Genomic DNA, 20,597 nt, shown 5'->3' on the forward strand with positions numbered 1-20,597 from the left:
GGCGGGGTAACCAACCATCAAACCAGCGATCGATCTTTTCCACGGCTACAACCCGCGCGGCCCCGAGTTTATGCCCGTGGCCCGCGATTTCATGGCTGTGAGTCGCGTAACAGCGTCACAACTCGACCATGCAACCGCGGGCCACGCTAAGACTCGCTAGTTCCCCCAGGGAGTCCGGAGAAAGGGATTCCGTGGAATCAGTCCATGAGGTCCGAGTAGAGGACCGAGGTCAGGTAGCGCTCACCGAATGATGGCACGATCACAACGATCGTCTTGCCTGCGTTCTCTTCACGTGCAGCTACCTGGAGTGCAGCGTTGATCGCTGCACCGGACGAGATGCCAACGAGCAGTCCTTCTTCGCGTGCCGCACGCCGCGCGTACTCAACAGCGGTGTCGCCGGTGATGTCGATGACCTCGTCGTAGATCTCGGTGTTGAGGACCTCTGGCACGAAGTTTGCGCCGATGCCCTGGATTTTGTGTGGTCCGGGTGCGCCGCCGTTGAGGATTGCGGACTCTGCTGGCTCAACTGCGATGACCTGGACGCTTGGCTTGCGTTCCTTGAGGACCTCACCGATTCCGGTGATGGTTCCGCCGGTTCCGATTCCGGCAACCACGATGTCCACGGCGCCGTCGGTGTCGTTCCAGATTTCCTCGGCGGTGGTTGCTCGGTGGATCGCGGGGTTGGCCTCGTTGGCGAACTGCTTTGCCAGGATCGCGCCGGGGTTCTCCTCGACGATGCGGTTAGCCTCGTCCACAGCGCCCTTCATACCGGCAGCACCTGGGGTGAGGACCAGTTCTGCGCCGAACGCACGCAGAAGCGCGCGGCGTTCCTTGGACATGCTCTCTGGCATGGTCAGGATGACCTTGTATCCGCGTGCTGCGCCGACCATTGCGAGTGCGATTCCGGTGTTTCCAGAGGTTGCCTCAACGATCGTGCCGCCTGGCTTGAGGGCGCCGGATGCCTCTGCGGCGTCAACGATTGCCACGCCGATGCGGTCCTTGACGGAGTTTGCTGGGTTGTAGAACTCGAGTTTTGCCAGGACGGTTGCGTGGGCGCCCTCGGTGAGCTTGTTCAGGCGAACGAGTGGGGTGTTGCCAACGAGCTTGGTGACGTCTTCGTAAATGCGAGCCATGATGTTTCCTTATGTGATTGTGCGCGGGTCCTCGCGTGCTACGGGGAGTGCGAGGAAGGGGGTGTGTACTTTGAATGTACTGCTGGTGCCCATCACAGGTGCTGCGACATTACACAGGAAACGTGAAATGCGCGCGTCCATTCGCTGAAGTTTCATCTACTGCCGTTCCAGCGTGGAACTGTGGGCGTAGGGGTATGGAGCATTGCATCCGGGGCAGGCCGGAGTCAGCAATGCTCTAGAGACAGCAACAGACGCGGTGCGAAAAAGAGAGTGCGCGGAAAGGGGCGGTGGAGGCGTTGCGTGCGTTCACCGTTCTCGTCCTTTCGTTGCGCGTACTCATGAAGATGTGTCGACCGGTTGGCACCAAGCGGCGCCGCGGTGTTGGAGCCCGAGCGGAATCTGCGTTTGCCTAGGTAAACGCACGCCACCAGCAGGTCACTACCCATGAGCGTAGGTCGGGTCTCAAGATTATGTCTAACCGAAGTCCGTATGGTGGACGCTAAAGCGTCCATGTTTCGCCTGATTTACGACGATCGTGGTCCCGTCCCAGCCCCGCCTCACTCTTGATGCCCATGCGGAAAAACAAAAAGAGGAGAACCAGATTGGTTCTCCTCTTTTACGTGGAGCGGGTGACGAGAATCGAACTCGCGTCATTAGTTTGGAAGACTAAGGCTTTACCATTAAGCTACACCCGCTTGACTCGTTAAACTCTAGCGAAGTTCCTGATCATTTCCAAATCAGTGGATCTTGCCGTTGTTTGCCGATTCGCTTCAACCTTACGGTCTTGGCGACGAGTAAAACTTTAACAGCATGAGTGGGAGTCAATGCAAATCGGCCCAGATCCTATTGCAGCGTTCCGGCGAACAACCGCGCTATCGAGCCAAAAATGCGGGGGCCGGATAAGCGATTTCACAAACTTGAAGTCATGCACTAATGTTCTTATCTGTGCTCACGAGGTGTTCGAGAGTGCAGGTATCGGGGTGTGGCGCAGGTTGGTAGCGCGTCCGCTTTGGGAGCGGAAGGTCGCAGGTTCAAATCCTGTCACCCCGACCAGATACAAATAGGCGGGCCGGAGAGAAATCTCGGGCCCGCCTTTTTTGCGTTTGCCCGCCTGGGGCTGGCGAGGACGGGCCCGCGTTGTGCTGGGTCGGGACCACAATCGTCGATAATCAGTGGCGCCGTAGGCGCCACAACCCAAAAATTCACGACGATTCAGCCGGCTTCCAGCCCCACGTCCCGTGCCGCGGTGGTGAGACTTGTCTCACCGCGGGCGCGGAATCGCGCCGAAACGCCGGCAGATGCGGGCCATATGCGCGGACGCAAACGGGCGTTGACGAAAGCGACAATGACTAGGCGCCGCGTAATGTCGTAAGATTCTACGGTTAGTCTTGTCAGCACTCTAGGCAAGAAGTAGTACCCAAGGTCGCCAAGACACTCGCCGCGACCCGCAGAATGCGCCCAACGGATACCCTCCGGAAGGCACAGCCCTGCGTGCGGCGCAGAAGGTCAGCGAACCGAACACATGAACATTCCCGCCACAACCAAGGGGTGGGAGACAACCCAAGTTGGAGACCATCGAAGTGAAGAGCACCGTCGAGACCCTGGACCCAACCAAGTCCAAGTTGACCGTCCAGGTAGAGGCAGCGGAGCTCCAGCCTGCGATCGCCCACGCCTACGAGCACATCGCCCAGGACATCAACGTCCCAGGCTTCCGTAAGGGCAAGGTGCCACCACGCATCATTGACCAGCGTGTTGGCCGTGCAGCTGTTTTGGAGCACGCAATCAACGAGGCACTGCCAGGCCTTTACCGTGACGCAATCGCACAGTCGGAGCTGCGTCCACTTGGTCAGCCAACAGTTGAGATCACTGTCCTGCCTATCGCGGACAACGAAGAGGACTACCTCGAGTTCACCGCTGAGGTTGAGGTTCGCCCAGACTTCGAACTCCCATCCTTCGAGGGCCTGTCCCTCGAGGTTCCTACCGCTGAGGTCACCGACGAGGACGTAGAGGGTCGCCTTGACGCACTCCGCGCCCGCTTCGGCACCCTCGTTGGTGTTGACCGCCCAGCCGCACACGGCGACTTCGTGGTTCTCGACCTCACCGCAAAGATCGGTGACGAGGAAGTCGACAACGTTTCGGGCATCTCGTATGAGATCGGCACCGGCAACATGCTTGAGGGCCTCGACGAGGCACTGACCGGCCTTTCCGCTGGAGAGACCACCACGTTCGTGGCACCTCTCGCAGGCGGCGAGCGCGCTGGTGAGGAAGCAAACATCACCGTCACCGCAACCTCGGTCAAGGAGCGCGAGCTTCCTGAGGTTGACGACGACTTCGCACAGATGGCGTCCGAGTTTGACACGGTTGAGGAGCTCAAGGCTGACCTGCGCGAGCAGGCCGCATCGATCTCCGTTTCGAACCAGGCTGTTGCTGCCCGCGACCTCCTGCTCGAGGAGCTCAACAAGGTTGACTTCCCACTGCCACAGGGCGTCATCGACGCTGAGGTTCACCGCCACCTCGAGTCCGAGGGACGCCTCGAGGACGACGAGCACCGCGCAGAGGTCACCGGTGACACCACCGTTGCACTCAAGAACCAGATCCTTCTTGACACCCTTGCTGAGAAGCTCGAGATCAAGGTCAGCCAGCAGGAGCTGCTCGACTACATGATCTCCGCTTCGCGCCAGTACGGCATGGACCCACAGCAGTTCATCTCGGCTCTTGACCAGCAGGGTCAGATCCCGATGATGGTCGGCGAGGTCGCTCGCTCCAAGTCGCTCGCAGTTGCACTGCGCCAGATCGAGGTCAAGGACGCAGCCGGCACGGTTGTGGACCTGTCCGAGTTCATCGGCACGGACGAGGACGACGCTGCCGCTGAGCAGATCGTTGAGGCTGCAGCAGCTGCAGCCGAGACCGAAGAGAACTGATCCTCTTCTAGAGCACCACTTGGGCGGTGGGTCGCGCTGTGCGCGGCCCACCGCTTTTTTGGCGCTGTGCGCCACAGATTCTCGACGATTGTGCCAGCGTGACGTGTCGACGTCCCGTTGGCACAATCGTCGGTAATTCGGGCTGTTCGGGGCCCCGTGTTCGCTATCAGCGCTGACAGTGTGCGCCTTGAGCGAAACAAGGGTATTCGAGGAGTTTTTAGTTTGGCGTTGGCGTTAAGGTCAAAGCAACAAGAAGCACATATCTGATGGGAGTTAGCGTGAACGAGCAGATGCCAATCGCGGCCACGCAGGAGGCCGGAGGCTTTGGACTCAACGACAGCATCTACAACCGTTTGCTCAAGGAGCGAATCATTTGGTTGGGATCAGAGGTAAGGGACGACAACGCTAACGCGATCTGTGCGCAGATGCTCCTCCTCGCTGCGGAAGACCCAGAGAAGGACATTTACCTGTACATCAACTCGCCTGGTGGCTCGATCACCGCGGGTATGGCCATCTACGACACCATGCAGTTTGTGAAGCCGGACGTCGCCACTGTGGCAATGGGCCTCGCAGCCTCGATGGGGCAGTTCCTCCTGTCGTCGGGCGCCAAGGGCAAGCGTTTCGCAACCCCGCACGCGCGCGTCATGATGCACCAGCCTTCGGGTGGCATCGGCGGTACGGCAACGGACATCGCGATCAACGCGCAGCTCATCCTGCACATGAAGAAGCAGCTTGCCGGCCTTATCGCTGAGCAGACGGGCAAGACTCCTGAGGAGATCACCCGTGACTCGGACCGCGACCGCTGGTTTACCGCGGACGAGGCCCTCGTGTACGGCTTTGTTGACCACGTCGTGACCAACGCCGGTTCGCTGGCCGAGGCCGCAGACAACGCCTGACACCCACCAGTCATTTCAGGAGACATTCATGAGTAGCATGGAATCCCAGTTCATCTCGGCCGCCCAGCGCACCCGCGGACCTCAAATGATGGGTGGCGCAGCATTCGCACAAGGCGCACCATCCTCGCGGTACGTTCTTCCTCAGTTCGAGGAACGCACCGCGTACGGCTTCAAGCGCCAGGACCCCTACACCAAGCTCTTCGAGGACCGCATTATCTTCCTCGGCGTGCAGGTTGACGACGCCTCGGCGGATGACGTCATGGCGCAGCTTCTGGTTCTGGAGAGCCAGGAGCCTAACCGTGACATCATTCTCTACATCAACTCCCCGGGTGGCTCATTCACCGCAATGACCGCCATCTACGACACGATGCAGTACATCACCTCGGACGTGCAGACCGTGTGCCTCGGCCAGGCGGCCTCGGCAGCCTCGGTTCTGCTCGCTGCGGGTGCACCAGGTAAGCGTCTGGCGCTGCCTAACTCGCGTATCCTGATCCACCAGCCTCGCTTTGAGGGTGGCGCGTACGCCCAGGCGTCGGACATCGAGATCCAGGCGAACGAGATCCTGCGCATGCGTTCCTGGCTCGAGGACACCCTCGCGGTGCACTCCGGCAAGACCTCCGATCAGATTCGCGAAGACATCGAACGCGACAAGATCCTGTCAGCTCACGAGGCAGTCGAGTACGGCCTGGTTGACCAGGTCCTCGAAAGCCGCAAGGCTAAGGCTCTTCCACGGTCCTAGTGTCGCCTGGCCTCGCACGGGTGTGCGGGGTGTAGGTGCCCTGCGGTGAGTTCCGCTTGGCCGTGACTTTCACACCTCCGGTGCGTCGAGATCCCCTCGCGCGCCGGAGGTGTGAAATATTGGAGTCACGCACTGTACAGTGCCCACAGTTCGCTATGCCCATTCGGCAGTACCAAGGAGGCAGACATGACTCGTCTAGGCGATGGCTCTGACCTGTTGAAGTGCTCTTTCTGCGGAAAGTCGCAGAAGCAAGTCAAAAAGCTGATTGCGGGACCGGGCGTCTACATCTGTGTGGAATGCATCGAACTGTGCAACGAGATCATTGAGGAAGAGTTCCAGGAAGCTGTCGAGCTCGGACTCGGCGAGTTGCCCAAGCCGCGCGATATCTTTGATTTCCTCGAGCAGTACATTGTGGGCCAGCAGGACGCCAAGCGTTCACTCGCAGTTGCCGTGTACAACCACTACAAGCGAGTGACCGCGTCCAACGAGCCCAAGACCGTGGGCACAGGCTCGGATGACATTGAAATCTCCAAGTCCAACATCCTGATGATCGGTCCTACGGGATGCGGCAAGACCTACCTAGCGCAGACGCTGGCCAAGATGCTCAACGTCCCATTTGCCATTGCGGATGCGACCGCGTTGACCGAGGCCGGGTACGTGGGTGAGGACGTAGAGAACATTCTCCTGAAACTCATCCAAGCCGCTGACTTTGACGTCAAGAAGGCCGAAACCGGCATTATCTACATCGACGAGATCGACAAGATCGCCCGAAAGTCCGAGAACCCCTCAATCACCCGTGACGTATCCGGAGAGGGTGTGCAGCAGGCGCTGCTCAAGATTATTGAGGGTACAACTGCCTCTGTGCCGCCACAGGGTGGACGCAAGCACCCGCACCAAGAGTTCATCACTATCGATACCTCGAACGTGCTGTTCATCGTTGCCGGGGCATTCGCGGGCCTTGAGGACATCATCTCCTCGCGCGCAGGAAAGTCCGGAATCGGTTTTGGTGCACCGCTCGCGCTCAAGGAGGAGGGCACGGACGTCATGGCCGACGTGCTCCCAGAAGACCTGCAGAAGTTCGGGCTAATCCCCGAGTTCATCGGCCGGGTGCCCGTCATCACCACGGTTTCACCGCTGGACGTGGACGCGCTGGTCCAGATCCTCGTCACACCAAAGAACGCGCTGATCAAGCAATACCAGAAGATGTTCGAGTTGGACGGTGTTGAACTCGAGTTCACTGATGGCGCGGTCAAGGCAGTTGCCGAGCAGGCGCTCCTCCGCGGAACCGGTGCTCGCGGGCTGCGTTCGATCCTTGAAGAAGTCCTCCAGCAGATCATGTTCGAGATCCCTTCACGCGATGACGTCGAACGGGTCGTGGTTGATGAGGGCGTTGTCCTGAACAACGTGTTTCCAACGCTCGTACCTCGTTCCACATCCAAAAAGGGCACACCCCGAGAAAAGAGCGCTTAGCACTCATGCCGATCGACAACGATCACCAGCCGTCCGATCCAACGGCCAACCCACAGATCCGTCAGGAAATCCTTGACCTGCGCGCATCCATCGACAACATTGACGCTTCCTTGATGTATCTGCTCGCCGAGCGCTTCAAGTTCACTCACCGCGTTGGCGAGCTCAAGGCAATGGGCGGCGTGGCACCGGCGGACCCGGAGCGCGAGGCCCAGCAGATCGCACGGCTGACCGGAATCGCGGACGCGGCGGGTCTCGACCCCGCGTTTGCTGAGCAGTTCCGTGAGTTCATCGTGTCCGAAGTGATTCGCCACCACAAGCGGATTGCCTCCGAGCTGGGGGATACTCGCCCGCTCGACACGTTCAATTGAAGGGCTGGATCTGACTTCTAGGATCCTTATCCCACTGATCTTCCGAAGGACCTGGCACCCGTTGCCGGGTCCTTCGGTTTTCATGTTTGAGACACATTTCACACAGTTTGTTGGAAGCGCGAGTCACACGCGGGTAATCTCAGCGAACACTGGAACACTGGGTGGAATACGGGGACAAAGGAGTGATCGGTATGAAAAGGCGCTTACTAGCTGGAGCTGTGGCCACTGTGCTGGCGGGATCATTGGCTGCGTGTTCACCAGAGCCGCGCCCGAACGACGGTCCGAACCGTCCGGGGGAGTCCAACTCGAGCTCTGCTCCGACGGAGACCGAATCTCCGGAGGAGCCCGCAGGCCCCACAGACGAGGAACTGATCGCCCGAGCCTCGGTGCTCGCCCAAGGGTACGACTACAAGGCGGCCCTGGCAGAGATCAAGGATGTTAGCTCCCCCGAAGCGGACGCAGCCCGAACCGAGATCGAGTCAGCAAAGGCTGCTGCCAAGGTATGGCCAACGCCCAACCAGATCCCGCACCTGTTCTTCCACTCGCTCGTGGTCGACACCGACCGCGCGTTCGACGGCGACGATCGCCAGCAGGGCTACCTCGACTACATGGTCACGCTTACGGAGTTCAACGCCATCCTTGACGAGTTGTACGCCCGTGACTACGTGCTGGTCAATCCCAAGTACTTTGCGGGCCTGAACAAAGAAAAGAAAATGGCATACCGGGACATCAAACTCCCGGTGGGCAAGAAGCCACTCGTCATCTCCGTTGACGACATGAGCTACTACGAGTATATGGATGGGGATGGCTTTGCCACCAAGTCTGTGCTCACCGAGGACGGGAGAGTGCTGAACGAGTACACCACGGCGGATGGCGAGGTGAAGATCGGCGCGTACGACGTCCAGGCGGTTGTGGACGAGTTTGTCGATGAACACCCGGACTTCTCGTACCGTGGATCCAAGGGCATTCTGGCCCTGACTGGATATAACGGAGTGTTCGGCTACCGCACTTCTGACCGTGAGTATGGGGACTCTCCAACGCTTGAGAGTGATAAGGCGGAGGCCACAAAGATTGCTGATGCGCTGAAGGAAGATGGCTGGGTCATGGCCTCTCACTCGTGGGGCCACCGCAGCATGGGAACAGTCCCGATGGACAAGATGAAGTTTGACCTGAACCTCTGGGACAAGGAAGTCCGACCGATCCTGGGGAAGACCGACCAGTTCATTTACGCCTTCGGTGGGGACATCTCCGGCGTCCCACCGTACTCAGGACCGCGGTATGAGCTCCTGCGTGAGCACGGCTTCCGGTTCTTCTACGGTGTGGACGGAACCACCACGGCCTGGATGCAGCAGGGCGCCGGCTATCAGCGGCAGATGCGCATCAACATTGACGGGCTGCAGTTTGCCAAGGAACTCAAGGGGGACAGGCCCGTGTTGTCCACGTTCTTTGACGTGAAGACCGTGATGGATCCTGCTCGGCCCTGATAGGCCTTGGGCGGTCCTGGTAGGTATTGAGCGGTCTGATGGGCCTTGGGTGGTCCTGGTAGCCAATGGTGGGCGCCGGCCGGCACAGTCCGGCACTGGCGGGTCAAGCCTATAGACGGTGAGAGGGCGAGTTCCATATGGAACTCGCCCTCTCACCGTTTTTGGTTAACACCCGTGCGATTACTCGCCCGTGTGAGTCGGGTCAAGCACGCGCTTGAGGAACTGCTGGGTGCGTTCCTGGGTCGGTGCATTGATCACTTCTGCGGCAGGGCCCTCTTCAACGATGACGCCGTCATCCATGAAGATAACCCTGTCGGCTACATCTCGTGCAAAGGCCATTTCGTGCGTGACCACCATCATCGTCATGCCATCTTCAGCAAGCTCACGCATAACCTTGAGGACGTCGCCCACAAGTTCAGGGTCGAGCGCCGAGGTTGGCTCGTCGAACAGCATGATGTCTGGGTTCATGGACAGCGCGCGGGCGATTGCCACACGCTGCTGCTGGCCGCCGGAGAGCTGGTTGGGGTGCGCGTTAGCGCGGTCTGCGAGACCCACGTGCTCGAGGTTCTTCAGGGCGACTTCCTTGGCCTCGGCCTCGGAGCGTCCCAAAACCTTGCGCTGTGCCACAGTGCAGTTCTTGAGCACCGTCATGTTGGAGAACAGGTTGAACTGCTGGAACACCATGCCCACGCGTGTGCGCAGGGCGTCGATGTCCACGTCGTCATCCGTGGTTTCCTCGCCGAGAACGTTGATGGAACCGGAGGTCGTGGTCTCGAGCTGGTTAACGCAACGCAGGAGGGTTGACTTCCCTGAACCCGACGGACCAATGATGCACACAACCTCGCCGGCGTGGACGTCAAGGTCGATGCCCTTGAGGACTTCGCGCTCGCCGTAAGACTTGTGCAGACCGCGGATTGCAACTATTGGTTGTTCAGTCACTTCCGGCTCCCTTCGCCAAAGCGCTTCTCAAGGTGTCGTGCCAAGATACCCAATGGAACGGTGATGCACAGGTAGGCAAAACCGACTACGAATAGGCCGGTGAGGCCGCCGGTACCGCTGTTGAGCGCGTCTCGGCCGATCTTGGTGAGCTCGAACTGGGATGCAGCCATGCCCATGAGGAACACCAGGGAGGAGTCCTTGGTGAGCAGGATGATCTCGTTTGTCATTGGAGGAAGCACGATGCGGAAGGCCTGTGGCAGAACCACAGTGACCATAGCGCGCGTCTGGCTCATGCCGAGTGAGCGTGCGGCCTCGATCTGGCCCTTGGGTACCGCTTGGATTCCTGCACGCAGCACCTCAGCGATGTACGCGGAGGAGACGATTCCCAGCGCGAGGGCCGCCTTGAGCGTGAGCGAGGGGATCTTCACGTTGAATGCGATCGGCAGTGCGAACGCCACGGAGAACACAACGAGCATCGCGGGGATTCCGCGGAAGAACTCGACGTACGCGGTTGCGAGCCAGCGGTAGAGTCCCACCGAGGAGAGACGCATGAGCGCCAGGACGATGCCGAGGACGAGCGCGAGCGCAAATGCGGCAGCCGTGTAGGTCAGCGTGTTGACAAAGGCGTTAGGGATGAGCGGAAGCAGATCCTTGGCAACGTCAACGTTGAAGAGGTTCTTGGCTATGCGGTCCCAGTCGGCGGCAAAGCCGAGGGCTACCGCTATGACAACCAGAACACCGTATTGGATAGCGCGCGAGAGCGCGGCCCGGCGCTTGGGGCTCATCCGAGCCTTGCGCACCGTTCGCGCTCCTGCGTTTGAAGTGACGGCAGTCATCAGTTACCTGCGGCGCCTACGTGCTTGGTGATGATTTCGTCGTACGTGCCATCAGCCTTGGCATCCTTGATTGCGGCGTTGAGAGCCTCAACCAGCTTGGGGTTGTCCTTCTTGACTCCGAAGCCGTACTGCTCATCAGTCTTTTCGGTGAAAGCAATGCTCAGCTCGTCGGTGGTGTAGGACTCGAGGACACCGATGTCAGCGATTGCTGCGTCGATCTGTCCGGTCGCTACAGCCTGAACGAGGGAGCCAACCTCTGGGAACACCTGAACATCAAAGCCAGCGTCCTTGGCGATGGTCAGACCGGTGGTCTCGACCTGCGCACCTACGTTCTTGCCTTCAAGGTCCTTCAGCGAGGTGGCGGTGGAGCCGGTCTTCACGAGCGCACCCTGGTTTGCGTCGTAGTAAGGGTCCGAGAAGTCGAACTTAGCCTGGCGCTCTGGGGTAATCGTCATCCCGGTTGCGAGGACGTCGCAGCTGTTGGACTCGAATGCAGCGCCCGAGGACATTGCGTCGAAGTCGTACTGCATGGCTACGTACTCGAGGCCCAGCTTCTCTGCCGCGAGCTTGGTGAGGTCGATGTCGATGCCGGTCAAGTTGCCGTCAGCATCGTTGTACTCGAATGGCTCGAAAGGAGCGTTGGAGCAGACGGTGAGCGTTCCAGCGGTGACGAGCAGCGGTCCGTCAGCGTTTTCAACTGGAGCGGTGTCGTCCGAGCAAGCGGTCAGGGCGAGTGCTGCTGCTGCGACGATTCCGGCTGCTGCGAGCTTCTTGGAGGAGAACATGTGTTGCCTCAATCTCTTAGTGTTCACGTGTGTTAACCATGAATAATCATAACCCTGCATAGTTATGCATTGCCAGTCTCGGTTGTTGAGTATTGGCTCACGTTAACGCTTGACGGGTACTTCCGCCCGGTGGAGCAAAAACGCCGAGATCCTAGCTACGGCGGTGAGTTTCTAGAACGTATCTAGGATTTCACCGCTGCAACTAGGATCTCGGCTAGTGGTAATGCGGGGGAAAGCTGCGCGGCAGCGCCGCGAGAGAGGCTCGCTAGCTCGCTACGTCAGTCCTTTTCCTTCTGGAGAGGACCGCCATAGAGATCGTCAATGACTGGCGCAAAGTCCCTGAGCACCAGCGCGCGCTTCACCTTGAGGGAAGGGGTGAGGTACCCATTCGCCTCGGTGAAGTCGGTGGTGAGCACGGTGATCTTGCGGATCGACTCGGCGCGCGACACTGCCTGGTTTGCGCGGTTGACTGCGCGGTCCAGAGCGGCTAGCACGCTTGGGTTGGTCGCAGCCTCGGAGACCTCCATTGCTGGAAGGCCGTGGGACTTGAGCCAGCCCGGGAGCATCTCGCGGTCGAGGGTGACGAGCGCGCCGATGAACGGACGCTGGTCGCCCACTGCAACCACCTGGGACACGATGGGGTGGCCACGCAGTCGGTCCTCGAGAACTGCTGGGGCCACGTTCTTGCCGCCAGCGGTGACGATGAGTTCCTTCTTGCGGCCGGTGATGCGCAGGTAGCCGTCGTCATCGAGTGTTCCGATGTCACCCGTGTGGAACCAGCCGTCCTTGAGGGCCTCGGCGGTTGCCTCAGGGTTGCCGCGGTACCCACGGAACACGTGATCTCCCTTGAGGAGGATCTCACCGTCGGTGTCGATCTTGATCGAGGTGCCAGCAAATGGAGGGCCAACGGTTCCGATCTTAATGAGGTGTGGACGGTTCACTGCGCTCGGGGCACAGGTCTCGGTCAGGCCGTAGCCCTCGAGCACGGTCACACCGATGCCGCGGAAGAAGTGTCCGAGGCGCTCACCGAGTGGCGCACCACCCGAAATCGCGTACTCGGCGTTGCCGCCGAGGGTGTCGCGGAGCTTCTTGTAGAGGATTGCGGAAGCAGCCTTGTGCTGTGCCTTGAGTACGAAGGACGCACCTTTGTCGCTCTGCCAAGCTCGGGAGTTCTGGATCGCAACTTTAGCTGCCCACCGGAACATCTTGAGCTTGAAGCCAGATCCGGCCTTCTGCTCTGCCGCGTTGTACACCTTCTCAAACACGCGAGGAACAGCGAGCAGGAAGGTTGGCTTGAACGACTGGAGGTCCGGGATGAGGTTCTTGGCGTCTGGGGTGTGACCCAGAACCGCTCCGCCGGTCAGTGCAACAACCTGGATGAAGCGGGCGAACACGTGGGCCAGCGGCATAAACAGGAGGGTGCGCTTGCCTGGGCCGCACACCGCGTCGAGGTCCTTGATACCGTTACGGGTCAAGTACACAAAGTTCCAGTGCGTGAGTTCCACGCCCTTTGGACGGCCGGTGGTGCCGGAGGTGTAGATGATCGTGGCGAGGTCGTCGGACTTGACGCCCTTAGAACGTGCTTCGACCTCTGCGCTGTCCACGTTCGCGCCGCGCTCATGGATCGTTGTGATCGCGTCGTCGTCAATAACGAGGACTTCCTTGAGCTCAGGCAACTCGGCCCGAGCCTCTGCGACCACGGAAGCGTGGCCGGCGTTCTCCACAAAGATCATCTTTGCGTTGGAGTCGGAGCAGATCCAACGGACTTGGGAGGCGGAGCTGGTCTCGTATACGGGCACTGGAAGTGCACCAACGGCCCAGATGGCGAAGTCGAGGAGAGTCCACTCGTAGCGGGTGCGGCTCATGATGGCGATCGTGTCACCGGCGTTGATGCCGGAAGCGATCAGGCCCTTTGCCAGGTCGGTAACTTGGTTCTGGAACTCGCGGGCGGTGACGGGTACCCAGTTCCCTCCAAGTCCACTCTGGATCTCAAAGAGGGTCTTGTCGCCGGACTCTTCGACGCGCTTAGTCAGAAGGTCGTTGATGTTGAACGTGCGGGGCACGTCAACCAGGTTTGGTGAGGTGAATTCTTGCATGACACGCTCCTCGGGTGTGGGGGCTACGTACGGTAAGCGTAATGGCGGGCAGCCAAGGCCGCCCGCCATTAGGTCTAAATCAGTTGCGTGGTGCCTTGACCGGTGGTTCTCCGAGTTCGAAGTTCACCACCGTGATGCCACCCTGCGTGCTGAGGTCTGCATCCGCCGGTGCGTCGACGATCTCGACTGAGCCGGTTGCGCGTCCGGCGGCCTTGACGTCCACCATGGAGTGGTTCACGGCTGCCTGGGCTGCGCTTGGCACTGCAAGAGTCGCGGCGAGGATTGGGGTCTTCATGGAGACCTTTGCCTCGGATTTGATCTTGCGCAGTACGGCCAGTGCGTTTCCGGCTGCGGCGAGGTCGCTTGGCTCAGCGGAGCCGGCGGCATCGCGCAGAACCTCGGAGGTTGGCCATGGTGCGGTGTGGATCGAGCCTTCGCGCCACCAGCTCCAGACCTCTTCCGTGGCGAACGGTAGGACTGGTGCGAATAGGCGCAGGAGCACGTCGAGGGCGAGTGCCAGCGAAGTGCGTGCGGAGACGGCCGCGGCACCTGGAACCGATGCACCGTCTGCGTATGCGCGGTCCTTGACTAGCTCAAGGTAGTCGTCGCAGAAGGTCCAGAAGAACGATTCAGTGAGCTCGAGTGCGCGAGTGTGGTCGTAGGCGTCAAGGGCAGCGGTGGCCTTCTCGACAACATCCGCGAGACCCGCGAGCATGGCACGGTCGAGTTCCTCTGTCACCAGTGCTGGGTCGAGGACTATCTCGCCATCGGTAGCAAAGGAGAGCGCGAACTTGGAGGCGTTGAGGATCTTGATCGCCAGGCGGCGACCGATCTTCATCTGGCCAACCTCGAACGCTGCGTCGGTACCTAGGCGAGCGGAGGCCGCCCAGTAACGCACAGCGTCGGAGCCGTGTTCCTCAAGGAGGCCCATCGGAGTCACAACGTTGCCCTTGGACTTGGACATCTTCTTGCGGTCTGGGTCGAGGATCCAGCCGGAGATGGCCGCGTGCTCCCAAGGCAGCGAGCCGTGCTCGAGGTGCGAGCGCACAACCGTGGAGAACAGCCACGTGCGGATGATGTCCTGGCCCTGTGGGCGCAGGTCCATGGGGAACACGTTGTTGAACAGTGAGGAGTCGGACAGCCATCCACCGGCGATCTGCGGGGTGAGCGACGAGGTTGCCCAGGTGTCCATGATGTCCGGGTCGCCAACGAATCCGCCGGCAACTCCGCGTTGCTCAGCGGTGTAACCCTCTGGCACGTCGGACGATGGGTCGATAGGAAGCGATGCCTCGGATGGAACGATTGGTGCGTCCCACTGTGGCTCGCCCTCGGCGTCCACTGGGTACCAAACAGGGAATGGCACGCCGAAGAAGCGCTGGCGGGAGATCAGCCAGTCACCGTTCAGGCCGCCAACCCAGTTGGCGTAGCGAACCTTCATAAAGTCAGGGTTGAAGTCCAGTTCCTCGCCGCGAGCAAGGAGCTCGTCCCGAAGTGGGCGCTGGTCCCAGTCACGTCCACCGTTGCGCAGGTACCACTGGCGTGAGGTGACGATCTCGAGTGGCTTGTCGCCCTTTTCAAAGAAGTTGGTCTTGCGCTGAGTCGCCTCTGGCTCGCCGTCCAAGTCTCCCGACTCACGCAGGCCATCGACTACTACCTTGCGTGCGGAGAAGGTGGTCTTGTTGGCCAGTTCCTCAAACGCCGTGCGTCCGGCCTCGGACGTGATCCACTCTGGCACATCTGCAATGATGCGGCCGTCACGGCGGATGATCGAGCGGGTTGGCAGCTGCAGTTCGCGCCACCACTGAACGTCGGTGAGGTCACCGAACGTACAGCACATGGCGATTCCGGCGCCCTTTTCGATTTCGGCTGCTGGGTGCGCGAGCACGGGTACCTCGACGTCAAACAGCGGCGAGATGACCGTGGTGCCAAACAGATCCTGGTAGCGCTCGTCGTCTGGGTGCGCGATGAGTGCAACGCATGCCGCGAGGAGTTCCGGACGGGTGGTCTCAATCTGGACGGTGCCCGAGCCATCAGCCTTGTGGAAGTTGACCTTGTGGTAGTGGCCCGGGTAGTCGCGAGCCTCAAGTTCGGCCTGTGCCACTGCGGTCTGGAAGGTGACGTCCCAGAGTCCCGGCGCCTCGGCCTGGTAGGCCTCGCCGCGCTCAAGGTTGCGCAGGAACGCGGTCTGCGCAACGCGCTGCGCGTCCTTACCGATGGTTTGGTAAGTGCGGTTCCAGTCCACGGAGAGTCCGAGGTGGCGCCACAGGGCTTCGAACTGCTTCTCGTCCTCAGCGGTCAGGCGCTCGCACAGCTCCACAAAGTTCTTGCGGGAGATGGGCTGCTGGTCAGCGGCCTTGACCGACTTGCCTTCAGCGCCCTGGAACGGTGGCTCGTAGTTTTCAACGTAAGGCAGCGAGGTGTCGCAGCGGACGCCGTAGTAGTTCTGCACGCGGCGTTCGGTGGGCAGGCCGTTGTCGTCCCAACCCATTGGGTAGAACACGTTCTTGCCCTGCATGCGCTTGTAGCGTGCGACCACGTCAGTGTGGGTGTACGAGAACACGTGTCCTACGTGCAGTGAACCCGAGACGGTGGGTGGCGGGGTGTCGATCGAGTAGACCTGCTCACGGGTCGTGTTCTCATCGAATGCGTAGGTCTTGTTCTCGTCCCACGTGTTGTTCCATGTAGCTTCAATGCCATCAACGCTCACGCGGTCCGGTACCTGGCGCACGGTTGCGCGTACTGGGGCTGCGGAGGTTTCAGGGGAAGCGGCTTCGTCAAAGGCACTCATAATCCCTTATTCTTTCACATTCACGTGCCCGTTCTTGCACCTGTCCGTGTGGCATTCGCCCTTTGCATGGCGGCGTTTTGATTCTCGACGATCGAGTCACTATCCCTTATCCACGCACCTTCCAGCCCGGTTGCGCTGCCTCGCGCCTTCGGCGCAGCCACCCCGGCGCATGTAACAGTTGGGGCATGGAGTTTCGTGTGTGGGCGCCCGATGGCGTGGGCGAGGTTCGTGCCGGCGATGACCTCGTTGACCTTGCGGTCCGGTTCTTGCCGGATCTGGCGGACGGTGACATCGTGTGCGTGACGTCCAAGATTGTGTCTAAGGCCGAAGGCCAAGTTGTGTCAGCCGTGGATCGCGAGGAAGCGATCACGAGCGAGACCGTCCGACTGGTGGCGCAGCGAACGCGAGAAGACGGACCGCCGCTGCGGATCGTCGAAAATCATTTGGGGTTGGTCATGGCCGCCGCAGGCGTGGACGCCTCCAACGTGGCGAGCGGCAAGATTCTCCTGCTGCCGCGCGACCCGGACGCGTCGGCCCGCGCGCTGCGCGCGGGCCTGCTCGAGCGGTGTGGGGTGAATGTTGCGGTCCTGATTTCGGACACGACCGGCCGCCCGTGGCGGGCCGGGCTGGTGGACATTGCGATTGGCAGCGCCGGGATTCTGCCGCTCGAGGATTTCCGTGGGCACCGCGACAGCGCGGGCCGGGAACTGGCTGTGTCGGTCACTGCGATCGCGGATGAACTGGTGTGCGCGGCCGAACTTGCCAAGGGGAAGACCGGCGGCAGGCCGCTCGCGGTGGTGCGGGGCCGCTCGGAACTGGTTCTGCCAATTAACGACGATGGGCCTGGGTCACGCTCGCAGGTGCGGGTGGGGGAGTCTGACCTGTTCTCGATGGGTACCGCGGAGGCGGTTGCGCTTGGGCGGCGTTTGGAAATGGAAGGCCGCTAGCGGTCCGCGCGAAAGCCGAAAGTAGGCGCGAGATCTCACACAGTCGATCGGGTCAGCGTTGAGGGGCAGTGGCCTAGAATTGACTGCAATGATGAACAGACGAGAAGCCGCCATTGCCCTAGATATTCCTGTGGAGATGGCCCAAAAACACGGTATCCCAGCGCACGTGAGTGAGGCTGAGTTGGCGGCCATCCAAGCCGATCCGCCGGCCTGGTTAGTTCAGTCGATGGCAAACCGTACGGGAAAGCGCCCGGTCTGGGTTCACCTCACGTGCGTTGTCTGCGGTTATTCCGAGGCGGCCCGGCCCAAGAAGTGGTGGCCGAAGTTCACCTTTGTGCACTGCTACGACCACGCTCCAGGTGAACTGCCGGCGCGGGAATCCGGTGCTGTGCGCGTTGAATACGAGGGTATTGGAACCCAAATGATCGGCGTCGTCGAGGAGCTGGTCGAAAGCCAGTCTTGATCGGACGCTCTTCAAGAGCTTAGTGAAGGCCGCCTTAGCTGACCAAGTCGACTCCGAAAATGAAAACTCCCCACCTCTAACCGGGCTCGTGAGCTCGGCCGGGGAGATGAGGAGTTATCGGGCCCACTAGATATTCGTGATAGCAGTCACCAAGACTGTAAAAATGGTGGTCCAGCCAACAATGGCGATCGTCTGCCAGAACATTACGCGTCGTGCTTTCACTCCGACTGCCACCAGCATGCTTGCGGTGAAAGCGGTTGGAAGGAGCAGCGGTCCGAGGAGGCTCACCCCTGGTACCCCGTACTTTTCCAGCGCGACCGTGAACTTTTGACGGCGTGCGGCGGCACGTGGAGATTCGTCTTGAGAAGCGGTGGCCGTAGCATCCAAGTGCTCCGTGAGCTCGTTCGCTCCCACCAGCGCCGGAGCCTCGACGCGGCGTGCTGAACGTGTCTTTCGGCGCGTAATTCCGGCCACTACTGCCTGACGCGCTCCTGAACTGGCAAAGACTACTGTCAACACACACAGGAAGTTACCCAGTGCCGCAAAGACTCCAGCAAGCACAGGGTTAACGCCCGCGATGACAGCAATGGTTGCGGCCCCTTCGCCCTCAACAAACGGGATGGCCCCAGCAAGACCTGTAACAAGCGCGGCAAGTGGTTCCGGTGCACCCGCGATGATGGACTGAAGCTTGATGAGTAGATCCTGCATGATGTTCTCCTACTTGAATGGGGTGGGACGCCGAGTGCTTCTCGCCTGAACTACTTCAAGTTTGTTGGAGATTTGGGCAGGTCAGAAGTGAGTAATCGTCACTCAAAGTCCGGCAAGTAGTCACGTGGACCCATGACAAATGTCATGCGGATACTCTGGTTCTCATGCAACGCATCACCGCCCCCACGTCCCAACTTTCACGAAACATCAGCTCGACGTGGCAGTTGACCCTCGCAGGCATAACCTTTTTCAACCTGACGTTGGTTTACCTGTGGCACGGTGCTGCCACAGTGCAGGTTGGAACAGTGGGCGCACTCATGGTGCTCGTAGTGGGGCTCATCTGGGCGGGCCTCGCAGTTGTCATGATGTACCGCTACCGGTGGATCATTGATGCGGATCACGCCGAAGGCTCTTGGACGTGCAGGCCATGGGTTGTGGTTGCGGCTGTGACTGCGGCGGTGGCACTTGGTGTGCTCACATGGATCTCAATTGGGCTCGTTGTAGCCAGTATCGTTCCAGTTGCTCAAGTGTTGGTGATGCTGCGATGGTCCACAGGTGTGCGGTCGCGGTTCGCGCTCGGGCTGACGGCAGTTCTGGTTGCGCTTGCGATTCTGGATTACCGCCACAATCTGGGAGCACTCAACGCAGACGCGCCTACGACGTTCATCTTGCTACTTGCGTACGCTGCGATCATCCCTGGATTCACCGTCTTCTCTCTGTGGTGGTGGGACATAGTTGTCGAACTTGATCAGGCTCGCCTGGCGGAAGGTGAACTGGCAGCGACGAGGGAGCGCCTGAGGCTCGCCAACGACATCCATGACCTCCAAGGTCACCACTTGCAGGTGGTAGCTCTGCAACTTGAGCTCGCTGAGCGAGTACTTGCCTTGGACCAAGCTGCTGGACTCGAACACGTACACGAGGCGCGACGAACCGTTGCTACGGCCCAAGCAGAGACCCGAAATCTGGCGGAACGAATGCGACCCGTCAACCTGCGCAACGAACTGGAAAATGCAGCCGAACTGCTGCGTGTAGCAGGGGCTGAGGTGACGATGAGAATTGCACCGAACGTTGCTACCGCTCCAAGTGAGGTTCTTGCACCCGTCATTCGGGAGACCACCACTAATGCGCTGCGGCATGGTGGGGGTAAGAAGGTTGACGTTGCCTTGGATTTTGAACACGACCAATGGCAATACGCCATGAAAAACGATGTGGACTGTAGCAACACTTCCGAAAACCTGGAACGACAGTGGTCCAACGGATCTGGCTTAGCGAGCATCAAGCAGCGAGTCCGTGAACACAATGGGCAAGTCGCGGTGGAGGGTACGGACACTACCCACACAGTCACCGTAGTTTTGCCGCACAGAAAGGAAATCCACTGATGATTCGCGTACTCATTGCAGACGATGAAGCAATGATTCGTTCCGCGCTCGTTGCGTTGTTGAACCTTGAACCTGACTTGGAAGTCATCGCTGAATGCGCAGATGGAGCCCAGGCACTTGAAACTATCCAACAGGTGAAGCCCGATGTCTGCTTGCTTGACCTAGAAATGCCTGGCCTCGATGGTGTTGAGGTGGTGGAGCAACTGCATAAGAAACTTGTGAACACCCGCTGCGTAGTGGTGACCCGTCACGCGAGACCAGGTGTGTTGCGCCGTGCCTTGGCCTCCGGGGTGGCCGGCTTCCTACCAAAGTCTCGAGGAGCAGGCGAAGTGGCTCAGGTGATCCGACAAGTTGCCAACGGCGCCAGGTACGTCGACCCAGAAATAGCGGCCAGTGCGCTCAGCCAGGAGCCCTCGCCACTGACTGCGCGTGAACTCGACGTGTTGCGGGCCGGCAAGAAAGGCGAGACCACGACTCAGATCAGCAAGGCGCTGCTGCTAGCTCCGGGCACCGTACGGAATCACATCTCGACGATTCTGGCTAAGACTGGTGCGCGCACCAGACAGCAAGCAACGGATATCGCGCTAGAGAACGGCTGGCTTTGAGCTAGGTCATCGGGCAGCAACTTCTCAGTCACCTGTGCCG

General features: G+C 60.1%; 17 protein-coding genes and 2 tRNA genes. 11 read left to right on the plus strand and 8 right to left on the minus strand.

What is annotated here, in order from left to right; genetic code table 11:
- Positions 1-197: 197 nt before the first annotated feature.
- Positions 198-1,133 carry a cysteine synthase A gene (gene cysK, locus HGSM_RS09710; RefSeq protein WP_019148565.1) on the minus strand — a complete coding sequence of 312 codons (936 nt, stop codon included), beginning with the start codon at positions 1,131-1,133 and terminating at the stop codon, positions 198-200.
- Between the two features lie 621 nt (positions 1,134-1,754).
- A tRNA-Gly gene (locus tag HGSM_RS09715) sits at positions 1,755-1,828 on the minus strand.
- Between the two features lie 281 nt (positions 1,829-2,109).
- Here HGSM_RS09715 and HGSM_RS09720 point away from each other — a divergent pair.
- The 7 genes from HGSM_RS09720 to HGSM_RS09750 all read left to right on the plus strand — a co-directional run bounded on the left by HGSM_RS09720 (position 2,110) and on the right by HGSM_RS09750 (position 9,011).
- Positions 2,110-2,186, plus strand: a tRNA-Pro gene (locus tag HGSM_RS09720).
- A gap of 527 nt (positions 2,187-2,713) precedes the next feature.
- Entirely contained in the window at positions 2,714-4,054 is a 1,341-nt protein-coding gene (tig, locus tag HGSM_RS09725; RefSeq protein ID WP_019148566.1) for a trigger factor, read from the plus strand.
- A gap of 278 nt (positions 4,055-4,332) precedes the next feature.
- Positions 4,333-4,950: an ATP-dependent Clp protease proteolytic subunit gene (locus HGSM_RS09730; RefSeq protein WP_040595065.1), complete on the plus strand. Its 618-nt coding sequence runs from the start codon at positions 4,333-4,335 to the stop codon at positions 4,948-4,950.
- 28 nt (positions 4,951-4,978) lie between these two features.
- Positions 4,979-5,689, plus strand: coding sequence for an ATP-dependent Clp protease proteolytic subunit (locus HGSM_RS09735; protein ID WP_040594931.1), 711 nt, complete (start codon positions 4,979-4,981; stop codon positions 5,687-5,689).
- Positions 5,690-5,875: 186 nt separating this feature from the next.
- On the plus strand, positions 5,876-7,159 hold the full coding sequence (gene clpX, locus HGSM_RS09740; RefSeq protein ID WP_019148569.1) for an ATP-dependent Clp protease ATP-binding subunit ClpX: 1,284 nt from the start codon (positions 5,876-5,878) through the stop codon (positions 7,157-7,159).
- Positions 7,160-7,164: 5 nt separating this feature from the next.
- Positions 7,165-7,527 (plus strand): chorismate mutase, encoded by a 363-nt coding sequence (locus HGSM_RS09745; RefSeq protein WP_019148570.1) that lies wholly within the window; start codon positions 7,165-7,167, stop codon positions 7,525-7,527.
- Positions 7,528-7,718: 191 nt separating this feature from the next.
- The gene (locus tag HGSM_RS09750; RefSeq protein ID WP_081581409.1) at positions 7,719-9,011 is read left to right on the plus strand and encodes a polysaccharide deacetylase; all 1,293 of its coding nucleotides are present in this window, start codon (positions 7,719-7,721) and stop codon (positions 9,009-9,011) included.
- Between the two features lie 180 nt (positions 9,012-9,191).
- On the opposite strand, the gene HGSM_RS09755 is transcribed toward HGSM_RS09750, so the two are convergent.
- From HGSM_RS09755 to valS, 5 genes are all read right to left on the minus strand, one after another.
- A complete protein-coding gene (locus tag HGSM_RS09755; protein WP_019148572.1) occupies positions 9,192-9,950 on the minus strand; it encodes an amino acid ABC transporter ATP-binding protein in 759 nt (252 codons plus the stop codon).
- A complete protein-coding gene (locus HGSM_RS09760; RefSeq protein WP_019148573.1) occupies positions 9,947-10,786 on the minus strand; it encodes an amino acid ABC transporter permease in 840 nt (279 codons plus the stop codon). Before HGSM_RS09760 ends, HGSM_RS09755 begins: the two co-directional genes overlap by 4 nt.
- Positions 10,786-11,583 (minus strand): ABC transporter substrate-binding protein, encoded by a 798-nt coding sequence (locus HGSM_RS09765; protein ID WP_195891369.1) that lies wholly within the window; start codon positions 11,581-11,583, stop codon positions 10,786-10,788. Before HGSM_RS09765 ends, HGSM_RS09760 begins: the two co-directional genes overlap by 1 nt.
- 266 nt (positions 11,584-11,849) lie before the next feature.
- A complete protein-coding gene (locus HGSM_RS09770) occupies positions 11,850-13,667 on the minus strand; it encodes an AMP-dependent synthetase/ligase (RefSeq protein WP_019148575.1) in 1,818 nt (605 codons plus the stop codon).
- 79 nt (positions 13,668-13,746) lie between these two features.
- Entirely contained in the window at positions 13,747-16,455 is a 2,709-nt protein-coding gene (gene valS / locus HGSM_RS09775) for a valine--tRNA ligase (RefSeq protein ID WP_019148576.1), read from the minus strand.
- Between the two features lie 185 nt (positions 16,456-16,640).
- On the opposite strand from valS, the gene cofE reads away from it, so the two are divergent.
- On the plus strand, positions 16,641-17,402 hold the full coding sequence (gene cofE / locus HGSM_RS09780; RefSeq protein WP_040594932.1) for a coenzyme F420-0:L-glutamate ligase: 762 nt from the start codon (positions 16,641-16,643) through the stop codon (positions 17,400-17,402).
- Positions 17,403-17,490: 88 nt separating this feature from the next.
- Positions 17,491-17,865: a hypothetical protein gene (locus HGSM_RS09785; protein ID WP_019148578.1), complete on the plus strand. Its 375-nt coding sequence runs from the start codon at positions 17,491-17,493 to the stop codon at positions 17,863-17,865.
- A 126-nt stretch (positions 17,866-17,991) separates the two neighbouring features.
- Here HGSM_RS09785 and HGSM_RS09790 read toward each other — a convergent pair whose 3' ends face one another.
- Positions 17,992-18,573: a hypothetical protein gene (locus HGSM_RS09790; protein ID WP_019148579.1), complete on the minus strand. Its 582-nt coding sequence runs from the start codon at positions 18,571-18,573 to the stop codon at positions 17,992-17,994.
- A 164-nt stretch (positions 18,574-18,737) separates the two neighbouring features.
- Between HGSM_RS09790 and HGSM_RS09795 the strand changes: the two genes are divergently transcribed.
- Together HGSM_RS09795 and HGSM_RS09800 are read left to right on the plus strand one after the other, a co-directional pair.
- Positions 18,738-19,952: a sensor histidine kinase gene (locus HGSM_RS09795; protein ID WP_019148580.1), complete on the plus strand. Its 1,215-nt coding sequence runs from the start codon at positions 18,738-18,740 to the stop codon at positions 19,950-19,952.
- On the plus strand, positions 19,952-20,557 hold the full coding sequence (locus HGSM_RS09800) for a response regulator transcription factor (RefSeq protein WP_019148581.1): 606 nt from the start codon (positions 19,952-19,954) through the stop codon (positions 20,555-20,557). Before HGSM_RS09795 ends, HGSM_RS09800 begins: the two co-directional genes overlap by 1 nt.
- The last annotated feature ends 40 nt before the right edge of the window (positions 20,558-20,597 follow it).

This window comes from Timonella senegalensis JC301 (genome assembly GCF_000312125.1).
Classification (GTDB): domain Bacteria; phylum Actinomycetota; class Actinomycetes; order Actinomycetales; family Cellulomonadaceae; genus Timonella; species Timonella senegalensis.